This is a genomic window from Coleofasciculus sp. FACHB-1120, assembly GCF_014698845.1.
In the GTDB taxonomy this organism is placed as follows: Bacteria; Cyanobacteriota; Cyanobacteriia; order Cyanobacteriales; family FACHB-T130; genus FACHB-T130.
Window position 1 is genome coordinate 1 of sequence record NZ_JACJTV010000059.1, and the last position, 15,691, is coordinate 15,691.

Sequence of the window (15,691 nt, forward strand, 5' to 3'; positions counted from 1 at the left end):
TGATTCTGTTTACCTCGCTTTTTCCCATTCTTACGGATATGAGTGGAACCACACTCAGGACATTGCATCAAGAACAACCTCAATTCATACTTCTATTCTGCAACGCCCATTATTTTTTGACTTCGCAATGTCCTGACGTGCAAATGCGATCGCTTATACACGTTGCGATCGCAGATTTTCTGAATCTCGGCAAGATGGTGGACTGACCAGCCAACATCACCAATATGGGACTGATTGGCACCTTTGCGGGTTACTTCTCTACAAAACCATTCGGTTTGCCTTAGGTCGGGATAACTGGCGGGGAATGTTTAGTGGGTACGGCAGTTGCAGCCTGGACAAGCGTGTTTATTGCCTCAATTCTGGCAGCAGTACAACCACATTCCGCACCCTGAAGTGTCACACTACGAATTTTGGCAGTTTGGGAAAATTGGGCTTGCGATCGCAAAGCAACTTAGTCAAATTAGCGTTACCCGTGTAGTTGGACAAGGCTCCAAGTTTCAAATCGAACTACCGCTCAGATAAGACAAAGCTCTCTTGATGGCATTGATCACTACTCTTGATGCGGCATCAGTGAGTGAGGTTTCTCCAAACCATGCGCCTCCATGAGTTGCTTGTTGCCCATGACTTCATGCGGGTTACCGTCAGCAATCAGGTGTCCTTCGTCAAGGAGGAGGACGCGATCGCATACTTCCAATATCACTTCTAAGTCATGGGTTGAAACGATATAGGTTTCCTGGGAGTTTTGCAAAAACTGAATGAGGCGACGACGCGCACGCATATCGAGGTTAGCGGTTGGCTCATCATACAGTATGAGCTGAGGTTGCATTGCCAGGACGGCTGCGATCGCCACCATGCACTTCTCACCCCCAGAAAGATTTTGGGGAACGCGATCAATCAGTTCTCCTACCCCAGTCACCGATAAAGCTGTGCGGACACGGTTTTCCACCTCCTCAGCATCAAGGTTCATATTTTCAGGACCAAAGGCAACATCGTCGCGCACAGACGTTGTAAACAATTGGTCATCTGGATTCTGAAATACTAAACCAATCTCAGGGCGAAATTCTCCCATTTCCACAGGCTTGCCAAATAACTGAATTTCCCCGGATACTGGTGTTAAAATTCCACAAATCAACAAAAATAGCGTCGTCTTCCCACTCCCGTTTGGGCCAATCAAACCCACCCGTTCTCCTGGCCGAATTTGCAAATTCAGACCTTGGAAAATCTCCTCTTGTTTAGGATACCCAAACCTCAAACTTGAAATTGAAAGCGCAGCTTCCCTTGTTTTCTGCCGCTCGAATTCTTGAGTTAACTGTGTCATCACCAATCCAAAAGCTATTCAAAATTCACAAGCCTAAAAGAAAATTTCTGCTGCTACCAAAAATGTGGCAACCAACAGCGTCAGCCAGAAGGCAATTCGGCTGGTTTTATTGGCTTCACTAATATCGGCAGCAAACTCTTTAGGGTTACGATCGATACTGTTTTTGTTGTGACCGTAGCCCCGCAATCGCATTGCCTGATAAACTCGATCAGAGCGATCATAACTGCGGATGAGCAAGCTACCCGCCAAGCCAGACCACATGTTCAGATTGCGAAAACTAAAGCGATCGCTCTCAAACCCCCGCATCCGCATTGCCCTCTGCATTCTCATCCTCGTTTCGCCAAAATCTTCGAGGTAGCGATAAGCTAGCAGCATCATATCCACAATGACATCCGGCAGGCGTAGCGATCGCATCGCCTTAATACTGGTCAAAAAAGGCGCAGTCCCAAACAAAATCAAACTCACCGTCAGGATACAAAGAAAGCGCGTAGCAATTAACAGCACTGCCTCAACACCTTCTTGATTCACCACCAACGGCCCAAGCTTAAATAGTACCCTCTCCCCAGAAGAAGCAAATAGCACGAGTACCACTACCGTCAAAATAAACAAGCCTGGATAACGCAAGCGAGCCAGGAGAAAAGAAAGCGGCAGCTTAGATAAACCATAAAGTACCGCAGTTACCCCAATTACCACTGGAATAAAAATTACATCATCGACAAAGGCAATGGCAAAAATTAAGGCAATGAGTGCCACCAACTTAGAGCGTTGTTCCCAGCGATGAATGGGTGAATCGATGTCTGCGTATTGATCGAGTCTTAACTTCATCGGCTCTCCAAAAGCTCCGGCTTGACTCGATCTAGAAAAGATGCCAACATCATCGTAAAAATCCCCTCAAATACCGCCGGAATTGTATAGGCAATAAGGCCTGCATAAATTGCCCTCCGTTCCGTTTGAGCATCAATATCAGCGGGAATAGTGGTAATAATTACAACCGAAAATATCGTCGCCGCAAGTATCACAGCCCCCCCACCGGCAATAAAGGCAAAGATTTTCGTCCGCCTTTGCTCATTCATCTTTACTTGATTTCGCAACCTGAAGATGTAATAAGCAAGCAGTGCGGGAAAGCCCATAATAATTGCATTCACCCCTAACGTAGATATGCCCCCGTGCTGAAACATCACCGCCTGGAAAAACAGCGCAATTAAAATAGCTGGAAATGCATAATATCCCAATACAACCCCCATCAATCCATTGAGGACAAAATGAAGGCTCGAAGGGGGTATGGGGATATTAATTACGTTGACGACAAAAAAAGCGACTGTGAGCAGCGCCGCTTTGGGGATCTTCGCTTGGGGATTTTTCTGTTTATTAATTTTGTGCAAACAATACCAAGTCACGCCGCCTGTGACGGCATAACTGGCAATGGCAACACTTGGGGAGATAAAACCGTCGGGGATGTGCATGACTTATGCTGCCTTTCTCCGGCGGGCAAAGAATAGCGCTGTACCGAAAAATCCCCAAGCGCCAGCCGCAGCTAATAGTGCTTTTTCCAGCAGCGTGTCTTCCACGCTATCTTTCCTGTCGAACCAACTTAGTCCCTCGCTGCCTTCAGTTGCTTCCTGTGTAGCAGCAGTTAAGGCTGTTGTCTTGTTACCTACAGGAACCGTAATGATGTTACCGTGACCGGCTTGACGTACTTTAACTTCCCAGTTTCCGGGTTGGGATGCGTCTGGCACAAAGGAAAATTGCCCTTGTTTGTCAGTGGTTCCCGTTTTCCAGGGAGTAGAGGGCTCATTGGGGGCATACACTGTTACCTGAGCATTACCCATCGGTTGACCACCAGCATAGACGGCATCAATTTGGATGGCTTGAACCTTCTGATACTGAATCTCTGTACCGTGGGCAGATGCTTTGGCTGACCAACTAATAACTGGAAGGAACAATAGGAGAAGAAAAAATTTAGACTTCACGATCATTTGTACGTTCTTGTTAGCTGGTTTTTCCTTTATTAGTTTGGCTTGCCTCAGCAGTAACGAGAGGTGGGCATCGCCCACCCTACTATTGATGAGAACAATAAACAAAGGAAGAAAATCTTTAGTTACTGGGAGAATGGGGTTCTTTCGCCTGGGCAGCAGCCCCTTCAAGGCGGCAGTGTCCTTCGCCTACGTGGCCTAAACCTGCGATCGCTTTTTGCAGCTTTTGATAATCTTGTTTAGCTAGTTTCTGTTCCAAGGTTGCCATATCGGCTTTTAGCGTTCCATTCTGCGCCAGGGCAGCCATTGGCTCAAAGCCCACTGCATCTTGATTGAGGGAGTCGTTTGCTGGAGTATCAGCATCCCCAAAGATGTGGTCAAAGTGGAAGGTTGTCTCTAGTTCTCCCTGTTCTGTACTGGTGAGGATACCTTTGCGTTGGTCGCCCACATACTGTCCGCAGGTATATCCCAAGGGTTTGTCAAGGCTAATTACAAAATCAACCGTGCGCCCCTCTTTTTTCGCAGTGCCATCAAGGAGAATTGCAGAACCTGATGCTGGCCCCTGCGTTGCCTCAACCACTTGCCAGGACATCGCATTGTAGGTTCCCGCCAGAGCTTTTTGTGTCGCCACTGTAATCGGCTGGGCGTCTCCACCCCCCTCGGCTAAATCTACCGTTTTTGGTTCTTCTAGCAGAGTCACTTTTTGAGTGGACTTCAACTCACCTGACTTATCGGGGTCAAAGGCCGGTTCGGTTTGATAAGCCGTTATATCATCTAAAGTGACATATACATGGTCAAAGTCAATTCGCCAGCCATCTTTGGTGACAAAACCCTGGCGCACAAAGTCTTCACCATTGGCGACAAGCTGGAGTGTCCCCTGTCCTGCGGCAGCCTGAGTCTCGGTTTTTTGTTCTGCGGGAGCTTCTGCCTGAGTCCCAGGTTGTGTTGCGTTTTGGGAACAGCCAAACAGCACGCCCGGAGCCAGAAAAGTCAGACTCGCCCAAATTAGTAGCTGTTTCCTCATATATTGCTTGCAATCGCTCTCATTAACATACAAAACTTCATCACACAAGTTTTTATTAAAAAAATCAATCCCCCTAGAGGGCATTGCCAAAGCTTTTCAGCCTAATCTCTATCTTTTGTCGTAGTAACAAACTTAAATTGATAAAGTTTCAAAATTCTCTGGTAATGCGGCAACAACTTCAGACTCTTCCAGATAAATAGGAAATGGCACGCCTTCAATTTCTACTTTGAGCAGCCACGACTCACCCTTTCTATTGATAGATAGGGCTTGCTGAATAACTAATGGAAGACCCAGAGAAGGCTTGATTAGTGATTCAAACCGACAATAATATAAGTTTTTGTTTTTCCTCATTCATCGAGCCATAGTTTTTGATGATAGACCGACCGAAAACAAGTGTTGTTGTCGCAAATCGACAACAACCACACAAAAAAACCGCCTAATAGCGGTCGAAAGATTCATGACTAAAAAACTAATAGCAATGGCCGTTTCCGAAGTATTTGGAAGTTTAGCCATCACCCGCTCTAGGCTAAATCTTCGCTTTCCTTGCCCAAATTTTCCCTCAATCGAATTGCGAACCTTCTCCGAATCTAGAGCTTGCTTTTTGGTTTCCAGGCTGACCGGGGCTGGCGGTCTTCAAGAGTGGCGGGCCACTAATTCTAATGCCTCTTTCTTTACACCAGGCTCGGTTTTCTCTTGTCCGATAAATTTTATCGACATGAACTGATTCTGGGGAAGAGCCGGTGAAGCCGCTATCGGCTTCTACTTGAGCTTTGAAGTCTCCCGATTCGTTAAAATTATCCACTGCCCTTGGATGTTGAAAGCTTGGGCAAGAACTGCCAAGTCGTCTTTGTTAGTATTTCTCGCTTCTAATAGTTTCAGACTGTTTGCGATCGCTTCTGTTGCCTCTGTCCACTGTCCGAGTTGTTGGTAAGCTAAGGGCAGGAAGCTCAACGTAGAAGCTTGATTGAGGATATCTCCTTGCGCTTGAAAAGTTTTTGCCGCTTGTTGCCAAATTCTTGCCGCCTCAACAAACTGCCCAGTTTCATAAAATTCTCGTCCCTGTTGTACTTGAGTTGCATTGGTTAGTTCGATAGCGTCTAATGCAATGCTTCTCGGAAGGGGGAAACCTAATCCCTTAACCTCCTTCCCTAGTAGAGAAGAGGAAAGCACTCTTTATCCCTCTCCTACTAGGAGAGGGGTTGGGGGAGAAGCATCCAACAGCAAAGAATGAGAGTTCACCTTTTGACTCCAGGAAAGCAAAAGGGTCAAAGTTAATCCGAAAAGCCCGTACTTTAGAAAGGATTGTACTGCACGGAAAAGTACAGACCGTTTTCTTGCCATGTTCTTTCCCTCGAAGAGAGATTCACTAAAGGAATTCCCCAGTCCAAGCGGGCGCTGAAGCGTGGTGATTGTCGCCACTGCAATCCTAAACCAACCGATAAAAGTTTATTGGGGCCTGGGTCTTCTGTGCCCGAACTGTTCCAGGCGGTGCCAAAATCGACAAACGGAATGATTTGAAGAACACCCTGCACTTGCGGGACGCGCAGCACGGGGTACTGAAGTTCTGCACTCAGCAAAACTCCGTTATCCGTCAGCAGAGCATCCTGACGATAACCCCGGACGCTTTCTAAGCCGCCTAAACCGAATTGTTCTAAAGGGACTAGCGTTCTATCTGCCAGTTGCACGTTACCACGCACCAATAGCAACGTTTCTGGAGCGAAGAGGCGTACCCATTGGGCTTGTCCTTGCCATGAATAGAAGCGGCTATCAGGACCAGATTCGTTGATAGTTGCATCAAAGGCATCGAGTCCGATATTAAATTGCGATCGCAATGCAATGACTTGTCGCGTGCCGGTTTGCGTCCACTCTTGAAAAAATCGCAAGGCGGATATCCGGGTACGTCCCTCGTCATCAGCACCCGCCGACAGGGGAAACGGAATCTCTAGCAAAGAAGTTTCGCTTTCCCGCCGAGATGCTGTTAAACCGACGGTGAATTCTTGGGTGGGGGTTTGAACAATTGGCTGGCTCAGCGTCAATTCATAGTAGCGCGAGGCGGCATAAATATCGAGTCGGTCAAAGGGTGGCTCGATGACATCGCTGGATGTCGTGCCGTAGCTGACGCTGAGCGTGCCATTGTAAGGATTAATCGGCAGTGTGTAGGACGTATCAAAACTATCGCTGCCATCTGTATTGCTATAGGCAAGGCTTAAACCATCTCCCAAACCGAATAAATTCGCCTGATTCACTTGCAAGCGGCGTCGGAAGCTGCCCACACTAGGAGAACGACCGTTATCGATGCCGATTTGGGTGCTAAAGGTCTTCGCCTCTGTGATCCGAACCTCCAGCAAACTGAATCCCGGACGGGTTCCAGCGGAGAGTTCTGCGGATAAATTGGCAATCAGCGGATCGAGTTGTAGCAGTTGTAATGCTTCGAGAAGACGCTCTCGATTGAGAGGCTTTGATGTGGCGACAGCCAAACGCGATCGCACGTAGTTGGAATTTAACCGTCGCGTGCCACTAATTTTAATGTCTTCTAAGCCGCCTTCGACAACCTGAATGGTGACGACGCCGCCCTGAATGGTTTGGTTGGCTGGAATCAGGGCACCTGACGTAATATACCCTTGGTTGACGTAAAACTCGGTGACAGCAGTTCGAGCTTGCAGCAGTTCGGCAAAGGAAATCGGTCGATTGGTGAAAGGCTTTGTAATTTCTGCTAGCTTTTCCGAACTGAAAGCTGTATTGCCAATGAATTCAAACTTTTCCACCGTAATGTTGCCAGGAACTGTCTCCCCCGGTGTCTCTTCGTCAGGGGCAGGCTGCGTAGGCGACTGGAGTAACTCTTCTGGCGGCGGTAGTGGGGCAGGTGTTTCTGGTGAAGGAAGCGGGGAAGGGGAGGGAGGTGGCGGTTGAATGATGTCTTGTGGCGGAGGGAGTTGAGGAACTTGAGCCGAGTCAATCGTTTCCGGAAGCGATCGCGCTGCTTGTGCCGTCAAGCAGATACTCAACATTACTAAACTTAGCCGAAGAAACAATAAGCGATTGCTCCCAGCGGCGAACATACCCAGCCCGATCGCGCTTCTTATCCAACAAGGGTAGCGATGCAGCGAGCGAAGCACTCTGTGAATTAACACTGGGCGAGTGTTCCCTGAACGGTAAGGTTTCCGTATATTCACGCAATAGCCTAGCACAGCCTACCGAAATCGATGTTCATGTTTAACCTTTATCAATGTTTAACCTTTATTAATAAATGGAATGCGTTGCTGGGACTGAATCATCAAGAGGCAATCGTAATTAGCGATCGCACTGGGACGCCAACGCTAAACTCTCAGAGGAGGAAGAAACAGCAGCCATCAAAACGACTTCACCTTGATGATTTTTCCCCCATCCAGTCGCTTCCACGAAAGGCATTGGTGGGGAAGTAGACTGAGATATGGCAACCGCATTTGAGCGAGGAGGAGCTTTTACAGCGTGCGACAGCCGATTTGGACGGCTTGTTTGAGAAATTCGCCAATCTGTTCAAACAGGGCTGCTGCTTCGGGTTTCGCTGGGATTGTCCGGCAATCCACTGCGCCCAATCAAGATTAATTCACTTTGTGCAAGCCCCCCACCAGCCGGACAAATTTGTGCCACCAATCCAGACGCATCAACTAACTCTGCCGGTAAAGTCGCTAACCCGCGACTGGGATCGACATCCAGCGTATTAATTTGTACGGTGCCATCGACACCAAATTCCGAACTCGCGGTGACGAATCATTGAGAAGTGCGATCGCTTCGAGGTCAAATAATCAGATAGGCAAAATGAGTGTTGTTTGTTTACTGTTGTTGAGCGATGCAGCAATCAATTACAGGTTCTTGAGCGATCGCTTCCAAGCCACCAGAGTTTAATAAACTTACCCAATCAGCAGTAAGGGCACCATCATTGGGATTCGCACTTCGGAGTTCAGCAAGCGCTGTGAGGGCATCATGCCAGATTCCTTGTTTGGCATAAAGGACTACACGCTCCCGTGGGGTTGCTTTCTGTAACTGACTCCTTAAAGTGGCAGAAGGTGCAATTCTTTGAACCCACCCTTCAACTAAGGGTGGAGCGTCTGGTTCGCAATCAATTATAAAAAACCAACGGTACATCTTGCCCACTTTTAGCGGCGCTACTGTAGCAGGAAGACGCACTTTGACTACACCAGGCTGCTTTGGGGATGCAATGAACTTTGTTTTATAGACATTGTTACCCTGCTCATCCTGTAGGATGAATTCCGCAGGCAGGTCAGGTGTGAGCGCATAAGGAACGTAATACCAAAAAGTAGGAGCCTCAGCAGCCGTTAATGCCCAAACGGACTCAAAGGTATTTAAGCCTAAGTTCCCAGATTTTCCTTCATTCAAACTTGTCTGAGTCGCAGGCACCAAGGCAGTCAGAGGCTCCTCGCCGATCGCCGCTGGACAGGTGCCACGGCTAGCTCCTCCTCGCTGTCGTCCAGCGGGGGCGCTGCGGTCTGCTGGCGGTGGTGGCGCTTTGAACAGAATGGTGGCGGGGCTACGGCTAGCGCCTCCTTGCCGTCGTCCAGCGGGGGCGCTACGGTCTGCTGGTGGTGGTGTGTTAGCTACGGTTAAGACTTCTGAGAAGGCGGGTTTGACTGGGATTTGCATCAAACAGCCGAGAAAAGCAACCAGGAACAGGGCATTCCATTTGTGACCTCTTTCTAACTCTCCCTTTTTAGGGGCTACCTCCGCACCTCTTTGATTAAGTGGCAAAACGTCGATCGATCCCTCTAAATCCCCCTTAAAAAAGGGGACTTTGACTGGATTTCCTCCCTTTTGAAGGGGGGATTCAGGGTTACCTCTGGGGATAGGGGGAATCAAAACGGGACTTACAAGTTCAAGAAGACGGGTGTGTACACCGTAGCTACCAGGGGAGGAAAAAGGAATAAATTCTTTTGGCTGGAGAGGGGCGTCCGGCTCCCCCTGTCCCGGTAGAAAAGGGAGGTAGGGGGTGAGGTTTTTTAGGTGCAAGGTATGAGGTTTGGCACGCTGAGCGATCGCTCTGGCAAGGATTATCTGTTTAAAAGGGAATTTCATACAGCTAGTTGAAAAAATTTTAAGGTGAGTGACTATTGTCTAGCTCGAAAGGTTGCAGCCACAGCTACGCTGGTGCTGGTCGCTACCAAGGCTAGCGCTGGTGGAACTAAAGGCACCCAACAACTGCTTTTTATTAGCAGTGCCAAGCATAAACCATACAACAAGATTTGTGCGGCGGCGATCGCGATTCCCAAGTGTAGCGGGGACTTTAGATAGCAGACGAACAAGCCTCCCAGTAAAGACCAGCCCCAAATCCAAAAAACTTCGCCCCACTGAGGCCACACCCATAATAGCGATCGCCCATCTTTGACTGCACTAATCATTTGACTCACCATTTGCGCTTGCACAAATACTCCCGGCATTTGCTTTTCAGCCCACTGACCTTGACTATAGGGTGTGAGCCAATAGTCATGAAAACTGTTAGCGCTCGTACCAATCAAGACAATCCGATCCTTGATTGAATTGGGATCGATCTGACCGCTGAGAACTTCTCTGAGGGTCACTCGATCCGCAATATTTTCCGGGGAGCGGTGAGAGCGATAATTCAGCAATACTTGATGACCCCAGGCATCGGTGCCTTGATAGCCACCTGTAAAACTCTCCAAAGGCTTAAAAACCACCTTACCCAGTTGCAAGAACCCCTCTGAATTGATAGTCGGTACAATGCCTTCTGCGGCTAAGTAACGGAATGCCAATTGGGCGCTGAAGGCGTAGTAAGCCGTACAGGGTGAGGCGGGGTCTGGTTTCAGCGATAACAGATGGCGACGAACCACTCCATCGGAATCGACCATGAAATCACTAAACCCTAAACGTTCTGCCGGGATTTCTGGCGGTGGTGGAATCCCCGGTTCCTCCGCCTGGGGATCGCTGACTTTGCAAATACCAATTAAGCGATCGCTTTGGCGTAACCGATTAGCTAAATCTTTCTGACTGGGTAATGCTGGAAAATCTCGATAAATATCTAAGCCAATCGCTCGCGGTTTATACTGCTCTAGTTTCTGCAACAGTTGATTGAGTGCCGGATCTGACAACGATCCACGCCTTTGTTCTGGATTTTGAGCTTGAACATCTGCTTCAGTAATGGTAATCACCAAAAGGCGCGGATCTGGCTTTTCATCGGGTCGCTGGGTAAGTATTTGGTCGAAAGCTTTTAGTTCCATTGATTGCAGCATTCCCTGATGGCGTACCCCCGCAATCAATGATGTGACAGCTATGCTAGCAAGCAACGCTACCCGAAGTCGTCCCCGCCAGTTTTGAGATTGGGTCTGGGAGGTTCGGGAGGGGGATGGCACAGGGGAATCGTGAATCGGGAATTCTTCTTTCCTTTTCCCAACGATTCCTTGCCAAGTGGGGGGCAATACAGCCGGATTTTGGCAAACGATTGGCAACCAAGTCGCGCAAGGAAATTTAGCTTCTAGCCCTTGCAATCTTTCCCGTGCTTCCCGTACTGCTAAATAAAACGACTCACCACGAGCAAAGGCTTCGAGAAATGACTTCAAAAATTCTTGTGCAACCTTATCCGGTACAGGTTCCCGCATCACAATAATTTGCGGAATTTGTAAGGAAGCCAAATATTTTGCCAAACCTAACCCATCACAAGAGTTGAAAATCGCAATTTTTAACCCGCGTTCAACCGCTTTTTTTAACCCATATTTTAGTTCTTCTATTGATAAGCTTTCTGTTTGATTAATATAAATTTTTCCCGTCTCGCCATTCTTCTGGCTGGAACTATGTCCCGCAAAAAATAAAATATCCCAGCCTTGCTTCCAAAGCTGTTCGGTTAATTCTTCCCGTTGTGGCTCTACCAGAAATCTGATTTCTGCGTCAGGTAATTGCTCTAATAAAATTCGATCGGCTTGGGTATTAATTCCGTCACTATTCCCCAAAATTGCTAAAATTCTCACCTTCTCAATAGGCGATGAGAGTTGTTCTACACGTTCGTAGGCTGGAGCGCTTAAGGCAATTTCAGCTTTTGGGTAGCGATCGCATAATTCCCAAAGATGCCAAGGTAATTTCCGTAGCTGAACGTCTTCGGTTTGGATAATGAACCGAATTTCATCGGTAGGGACTAATTGTTCTAGGAGTTTTTCTCGAATTTCCCGAAACGGCTCTGAATTCAGCCAGACATTTAAGCGATCGCGCAATACATTCGCTGCCAAACCACAGTCATCAAGTTTGGCAATATTAGTTGGTTGACTGGTTTTTGCTTCTAATCTATATTGCGCTCCCAATCGACGATAAGCGGTTGTCCAGATGGTGTAATGTTGAGGAATTTCTGGAGCGGGAGGCAACATTCCAACGCTTTCTATCGAAGGGCGTTCACCATCGTTCCCAATCTGTAAAGAGACGGGGAAACCATCTTCAAAAGAACCACTCCATAGCTTAATAACAACTAATTTAACCATTTTGACAGGAGGACGATTAGTTTTCAGCAATTAAATGTAAGATCTGTTTCCAGATACATGGAAAAATTAATCTTGCATGATTACAAGAGATGCAGCAAGTTTACAAATAATCGCTAAATAACAAAGTCTTCTTGAATGCTAGCATTCCCCAAAGTGACTCTAATGCTAAACTGTTCTCCAGGGGAACCACTGAACTCTAATTGAATGTAATCATCTGCCTCTCTTGACTCAGCTTCTAAAAAATTAGAGCCAGATTCATCGAGTACAATCAATTGGAGGGAAGGGGGCAGATAAGTTTGGCTGCCCATAGGATGCACCTGGAGAAGAATATTCGTTTTTCCCTCAGATTCTGGGTTAATTTCAACGACTAAAGCGACAAAAATATCGGCGCTCTCTATCCCTAAGTCTATCAATTTCGCTTTGCGAACGGCAGCTTCTGGTTGTTTCAATTCTGGGGCAACTAACTCGCCTCTAAAACTAAAAGCTAGATTTGATTCAGGCGTTAATAAAGTTTCCACAGTTTGCCAACCGGCTTCAAAAATATTGTTGAACCATTGGCTCAAGTTGGCTTGGGTTCTACTGAAGGAAGGGGTGGGGGACGATGCAGGCGCTGTAATCGGATGCATTAATTCCTGCAAGCGATCGAGTAAATCTTCAGGCGATCGCAATTGACCAATCGACAACTCTGAGGTAGCGACGCTGGGGGTAAACCCCAACACACTTGCCTCTCGCATCGATTCATCGATTTGAACCATCACATAGCCAATTCGATCTGACCAAACTTCGGGGGGAATGTGGCAGATTTGTTCTGTGCTTCTCAACGGACGACATTCTAATCGACCGATTCCCCGCACTTCCAGGTCAGCAACATCAGAACATAAGCGCACGATGGGATTCCAGCTATCGCTGGCTGCAAGATTGGTGGGAATCCCCATCATCTGCAAGTAATCATTTACCACACAGACAGATAGGGTATTCAACAGAACTTGCTCTGCTTTGTGCGGTGTTGGCTGCTGAGTGGCAAATTGCTGGGCTATCGTGCGTGCGGCTTGGGTAATCGGTAACGGTAGGGCAAGATCTTCTAGTTCATCGGTGTTAAAAGTCATGGTTGGGAAGCTCCTTTATTTATAGATATCCCTCCGATTCACCAAATTTACGCAAGCGAGGGATACATTGGCGCTGATAAAAACTGCTCAATGTGGAAATGGGGAGGTTAAATTCCACTGAAAGCTCTTTCCAACCGGCTTCTGGGGGTAAGCGTCGCAAGATTAACGTTTGAGCATTCACTTCGGGACGACCGGCAATGTGCGTGCGGCGCAACTCACCTTGAGCATCTGCTTCTACCCACTTTATGATGTCGTCCAACAAGGGGGGAACATCCGGAGCCGCTTCCAGATTATCCACCGGGTCGGTCGTTTCACCGATATCACCCGACTTTGACCTTTTAGCTTGACCCGTAACGGTTCTCGATTCTTGTTTTTTCGCGTCAATGTAGAAATCTTGAAGCCGCCGTTTCAGGTAGGTATTCAGCCAGGTGATGACACTGCTGCGATTCGGGTCGTAAGCTTCGCCTGTATTTCCTTCACAGATGTTTTGACAGAAATACACCCAGGTCTGTTGCAGTGCATCTTCATAGTAAGGCGTATATTCTTTCCAAAGCTTGTGTGCGATTAAGCGAATCACCCTGGTTAAGTTTTTCTGGCGCTGGGCACTTCCATGCGGGTGCATACAGGCTTCTTTCACCAGATAGCGCAGCTTTGACTCTAGTCCATCCATAATTTGCGATCGCCCCTTCGGTTGATATAGCGCCAATTTTGTCTGGAAGCCTATCTATTTAAGATAATTTTCCCCTTGATGTCTACTCCATACAGTTAGAGATTACAGATTCTCGATGGTTGATAACTCAGGATTCCGGCAGGTGGAAAGGAAGAACTAGGCGCGTAATTATGCGTTCTTCAAGGATAGCGATCGCTCTGGTTGAAAGTAAATAGCGCTGCTGTCGCACGACTCAGTGACACTCATTTGAGCGAAAAGAGACAGGTTTCACCACCAACAGCAATTGTTAACGCCGCTTTGAACAATATTTATCTCAACATTTATCTATAGTGCCAAAGCCGAAAAGCCTCTCTGGGAAGGATTTTCGTTTCCTCGCTTTGCACTCAGTTGATGCACAATCACCAATATTTGCCAATTTTATGTAAACGTTTGTAACGACTTGCATAATAGCCAACCCTCAGCCTGACAAGTGCATAGAGGTAAACAAAATGCACCGGGAAAAAACAAAGCAAATTCTGGTTTTCCCAACAGCATCACAAGCCTCTAGTCAACAGAGCAACGAGGGATGTCCAAAAGCTCTCTAGAAGTGCAAAGACAAACAATTACATTTCCTGAGAACACAAACCTTTCGGGCATCACTCACCATCAATCAACCGATTCAAGCGATTGATTGATTCATTCCAACACACCAACCAACACCAATTTTAAAGAGCAAAGATTATGGCGATTATCAACGGCACCATTTACAGCGACACACTCTACGGCACTGCCTACAATGATTCCATCTACGCCAACAATGGGAACGATACAGTTTATGCCGGAAGTGGCGATGACTACGTTGATGGCTGGTATGGCAACGATAACCTCTATGGTCAAGATGGCAATGACACCATCCTCGGCTTTGACGGCGATGACTACATCAATGGCGGCTACGGCAACGACAACCTGTATGGCGAAGCAGGCAACGACCACATGGATGGCTGGTATGGGGATGACTACCTCTCCGGTGGTGCGGGCAACGACACGATGCTGGGCTACTATGGCAACGACACCATGTATGGTGGCAGTGGTAGCGACAAACTCTATGGCGAAGCAGGTAACGATTACCTGAATGGTTATGGCGGCACTGTTGGTGAATACGACACCCTCAGTGGCGGCAGTGGGGGTGACAAATTCGTGCTAGGTACCGCTAGCAGTGTCTCCTACCAGGGGTTGGGCTACGCAACCATCACTGACTTCCAGTGGAATGAGGGCGACAAGATTCAGGTCAAGGGCAGCTACGCTGACTACACCCTGAACAAGAGCTATGACTTCGGAGGTACCACGGCACTGGATACGGCAATCTATAAGGGCAATGACTTGATTGGGGTGGTTCAGGATACAACGAATGTCTACGCTTCTCTTGACTTCGTGAGCGTCTAAGTTGACGAATCAGGATAACTTGACTCGATAACTTCAGCACCCCTGAGAAATGCATAAATTTCTCAGGGGCTTTTTTGATTGTCTATGGCTTTCCAATGCCTACACCCGTATCTAGCGGCGAGTCATAGATGCTGAATAGTCTGAATGTGATACTAAATGACCCCAAAGGTGGCGGGGTTGAACAGGCAAAGTAGCCTCCAGTGCCAAAATTCCTGCTGTGCCGATTAGCAGAATGATTGTAAGCGTTTGTAAAGCTTTGCAAAACTACTGCACCTGTACCTGACAAGTCAATAGCAGGTCATCTATAACCCAACCTCATTGAGACTGCAACCAGGGTACAAACCTCAATCATCCCGGAAGGTGTAAACCAATGAAGGCACCGTGGAAAAGAGTATTCGTTAAAACAACTGTTTGGCTAGTGACTGAGATTATCCTGAACCTCTTGGGACTCGATAACCTAGCCGACTATAACGAATTTATTTTTGAGCAGAAGAAAATAATGGCGATGCGTCATTTATGTGCGCCAACTCTCAGCCATAAACTTGGTATTTATTGGCTTGATTGTGACTATGCGTTCCAGATGCCACTGTGCCTAGTAGCCTGTCAAGGGCAAATCGATGGGTATAAATTGGGTAGTATTTAAGGTAAAAGTCTTAACCAACTACCACCGAGCTGTCCAATGAGTAAAAAGTATATAGTAAGC

18 protein-coding genes and 1 pseudogene are annotated in these 15,691 nt (G+C 47.4%); 4 read left to right on the forward strand and 15 right to left on the reverse strand.

The window, feature by feature from the left end:
* On the forward strand, window positions 1-206 hold a 206-nt coding region (locus H6H02_RS25845; protein ID WP_206757311.1), incomplete at its 5' end, for a hypothetical protein.
* A 74-nt stretch (window positions 207-280) separates the two neighbouring features.
* On the opposite strand, the gene H6H02_RS25850 is transcribed toward H6H02_RS25845, so the two are convergent.
* The 11 genes and pseudogenes from H6H02_RS25850 to H6H02_RS26925 all read right to left on the reverse strand — a co-directional run bounded on the left by H6H02_RS25850 (window position 281) and on the right by H6H02_RS26925 (window position 7,492).
* Entirely contained in the window at window positions 281-445 is a 165-nt protein-coding gene (locus tag H6H02_RS25850; RefSeq protein ID WP_190823199.1) for a hypothetical protein, read from the reverse strand.
* Between the two features lie 105 nt (window positions 446-550).
* Window positions 551-1,318 carry an ABC transporter ATP-binding protein gene (locus tag H6H02_RS25855; RefSeq protein WP_190823200.1) on the reverse strand — a complete coding sequence of 256 codons (768 nt, stop codon included), beginning with the start codon at window positions 1,316-1,318 and terminating at the stop codon, window positions 551-553.
* 33 nt (window positions 1,319-1,351) lie between these two features.
* On the reverse strand, window positions 1,352-2,143 hold the full coding sequence (gene cbiQ / locus H6H02_RS25860; RefSeq protein ID WP_190823202.1) for a cobalt ECF transporter T component CbiQ: 792 nt from the start codon (window positions 2,141-2,143) through the stop codon (window positions 1,352-1,354).
* A complete protein-coding gene (gene cbiM / locus H6H02_RS25865) occupies window positions 2,140-2,781 on the reverse strand; it encodes a cobalt transporter CbiM (RefSeq protein WP_190823204.1) in 642 nt (213 codons plus the stop codon). The genes cbiQ and cbiM overlap by 4 nt, the downstream gene beginning before the upstream one ends.
* A gap of 3 nt (window positions 2,782-2,784) precedes the next feature.
* Window positions 2,785-3,294 (reverse strand): carboxypeptidase-like regulatory domain-containing protein, encoded by a 510-nt coding sequence (locus H6H02_RS25870; protein WP_190823206.1) that lies wholly within the window; start codon window positions 3,292-3,294, stop codon window positions 2,785-2,787.
* Between the two features lie 118 nt (window positions 3,295-3,412).
* On the reverse strand, window positions 3,413-4,315 hold the full coding sequence (locus H6H02_RS25875) for a DUF4382 domain-containing protein (RefSeq protein ID WP_190823208.1): 903 nt from the start codon (window positions 4,313-4,315) through the stop codon (window positions 3,413-3,415).
* 132 nt (window positions 4,316-4,447) lie between these two features.
* Window positions 4,448-4,666, reverse strand: coding sequence for a hypothetical protein (locus H6H02_RS25880; RefSeq protein ID WP_190823210.1), 219 nt, complete (start codon window positions 4,664-4,666; stop codon window positions 4,448-4,450).
* Window positions 4,629-5,120 (reverse strand): annotated as a pseudogene (locus tag H6H02_RS25885) (transposase); the annotation flags it as partial. The pseudogene H6H02_RS25885 and the gene H6H02_RS25880, both read right to left, overlap by 38 nt.
* Window positions 5,075-5,485: a hypothetical protein gene (locus H6H02_RS25890; RefSeq protein ID WP_190823212.1), complete on the reverse strand. Its 411-nt coding sequence runs from the start codon at window positions 5,483-5,485 to the stop codon at window positions 5,075-5,077. The gene H6H02_RS25890 and the pseudogene H6H02_RS25885, both read right to left, overlap by 46 nt.
* A 122-nt stretch (window positions 5,486-5,607) precedes the next feature.
* Window positions 5,608-7,323 carry a ShlB/FhaC/HecB family hemolysin secretion/activation protein gene (locus tag H6H02_RS25895; protein WP_242040886.1) on the reverse strand — a complete coding sequence of 572 codons (1,716 nt, stop codon included), beginning with the start codon at window positions 7,321-7,323 and terminating at the stop codon, window positions 5,608-5,610.
* A complete protein-coding gene (locus tag H6H02_RS26925) occupies window positions 7,268-7,492 on the reverse strand; it encodes a hypothetical protein (protein ID WP_206757313.1) in 225 nt (74 codons plus the stop codon). Before H6H02_RS26925 ends, H6H02_RS25895 begins: the two co-directional genes overlap by 56 nt.
* Before the next feature lie 32 nt (window positions 7,493-7,524).
* Here H6H02_RS26925 and H6H02_RS26930 point away from each other — a divergent pair, with 32 nt between their 5' ends.
* A complete protein-coding gene (locus H6H02_RS26930) occupies window positions 7,525-7,737 on the forward strand; it encodes a hypothetical protein (protein WP_206757312.1) in 213 nt (70 codons plus the stop codon).
* Between the two features lie 391 nt (window positions 7,738-8,128).
* Here the strand turns inward: H6H02_RS26930 and H6H02_RS25900 are convergent, their stop codons facing one another.
* The 4 genes from H6H02_RS25900 to H6H02_RS25915 form a co-directional block, all read right to left on the reverse strand.
* The gene (locus H6H02_RS25900; protein ID WP_190823214.1) at window positions 8,129-9,385 is read right to left on the reverse strand and encodes a DUF928 domain-containing protein; all 1,257 of its coding nucleotides are present in this window, start codon (window positions 9,383-9,385) and stop codon (window positions 8,129-8,131) included.
* Window positions 9,386-9,417: 32 nt separating this feature from the next.
* Window positions 9,418-11,790 (reverse strand): CHASE2 domain-containing protein, encoded by a 2,373-nt coding sequence (locus tag H6H02_RS25905; RefSeq protein ID WP_190823216.1) that lies wholly within the window; start codon window positions 11,788-11,790, stop codon window positions 9,418-9,420.
* Between the two features lie 113 nt (window positions 11,791-11,903).
* On the reverse strand, window positions 11,904-12,896 hold the full coding sequence (locus H6H02_RS25910) for a DUF1822 family protein (RefSeq protein WP_190823219.1): 993 nt from the start codon (window positions 12,894-12,896) through the stop codon (window positions 11,904-11,906).
* A 19-nt stretch (window positions 12,897-12,915) separates the two neighbouring features.
* Window positions 12,916-13,566 carry a sigma-70 family RNA polymerase sigma factor gene (locus H6H02_RS25915; RefSeq protein WP_190823225.1) on the reverse strand — a complete coding sequence of 217 codons (651 nt, stop codon included), beginning with the start codon at window positions 13,564-13,566 and terminating at the stop codon, window positions 12,916-12,918.
* Window positions 13,567-14,286: 720 nt separating this feature from the next.
* On the opposite strand from H6H02_RS25915, the gene H6H02_RS25920 reads away from it, so the two are divergent.
* A complete protein-coding gene (locus H6H02_RS25920) occupies window positions 14,287-14,988 on the forward strand; it encodes a calcium-binding protein (protein ID WP_190823221.1) in 702 nt (233 codons plus the stop codon).
* A gap of 370 nt (window positions 14,989-15,358) precedes the next feature.
* Window positions 15,359-15,631 carry a hypothetical protein gene (locus H6H02_RS25925; RefSeq protein ID WP_190823227.1) on the forward strand — a complete coding sequence of 91 codons (273 nt, stop codon included), beginning with the start codon at window positions 15,359-15,361 and terminating at the stop codon, window positions 15,629-15,631.
* The last annotated feature ends 60 nt before the right edge of the window (window positions 15,632-15,691 follow it).

What these genes read in the sequence shown, in the direction of transcription:
- H6H02_RS25920 (WP_190823221.1), top strand. Translation starts at nt 14,287, where the DNA reads ATGGCGATTATCAACGGCACCATTTACAGCGACACACTCTACGGCACT.
- H6H02_RS26930 (WP_206757312.1), top strand. Translation starts at nt 7,525, where the DNA reads ATGTTTAACCTTTATCAATGTTTAACCTTTATTAATAAATGGAATGCG.
- H6H02_RS25880 (WP_190823210.1), bottom strand. Translation starts at nt 4,666, where the DNA reads ATGAGGAAAAACAAAAACTTATATTATTGTCGGTTTGAATCACTAATC.
- H6H02_RS25905 (WP_190823216.1), bottom strand. Translation starts at nt 11,790, where the DNA reads ATGGTTAAATTAGTTGTTATTAAGCTATGGAGTGGTTCTTTTGAAGAT.
- cbiM (WP_190823204.1), bottom strand. Translation starts at nt 2,781, where the DNA reads ATGCACATCCCCGACGGTTTTATCTCCCCAAGTGTTGCCATTGCCAGT.
- H6H02_RS25925 (WP_190823227.1), top strand. Translation starts at nt 15,359, where the DNA reads ATGAAGGCACCGTGGAAAAGAGTATTCGTTAAAACAACTGTTTGGCTA.
- H6H02_RS25910 (WP_190823219.1), bottom strand. Translation starts at nt 12,896, where the DNA reads ATGACTTTTAACACCGATGAACTAGAAGATCTTGCCCTACCGTTACCG.
- H6H02_RS25855 (WP_190823200.1), bottom strand. Translation starts at nt 1,318, where the DNA reads ATGACACAGTTAACTCAAGAATTCGAGCGGCAGAAAACAAGGGAAGCT.
- H6H02_RS25915 (WP_190823225.1), bottom strand. Translation starts at nt 13,566, where the DNA reads ATGGATGGACTAGAGTCAAAGCTGCGCTATCTGGTGAAAGAAGCCTGT.
- H6H02_RS25875 (WP_190823208.1), bottom strand. Translation starts at nt 4,315, where the DNA reads ATGAGGAAACAGCTACTAATTTGGGCGAGTCTGACTTTTCTGGCTCCG.
- cbiQ (WP_190823202.1), bottom strand. Translation starts at nt 2,143, where the DNA reads ATGAAGTTAAGACTCGATCAATACGCAGACATCGATTCACCCATTCAT.
- H6H02_RS25870 (WP_190823206.1), bottom strand. Translation starts at nt 3,294, where the DNA reads ATGATCGTGAAGTCTAAATTTTTTCTTCTCCTATTGTTCCTTCCAGTT.
- H6H02_RS25900 (WP_190823214.1), bottom strand. Translation starts at nt 9,385, where the DNA reads ATGAAATTCCCTTTTAAACAGATAATCCTTGCCAGAGCGATCGCTCAG.
- H6H02_RS25895 (WP_242040886.1), bottom strand. Translation starts at nt 7,323, where the DNA reads ATGTTGAGTATCTGCTTGACGGCACAAGCAGCGCGATCGCTTCCGGAA.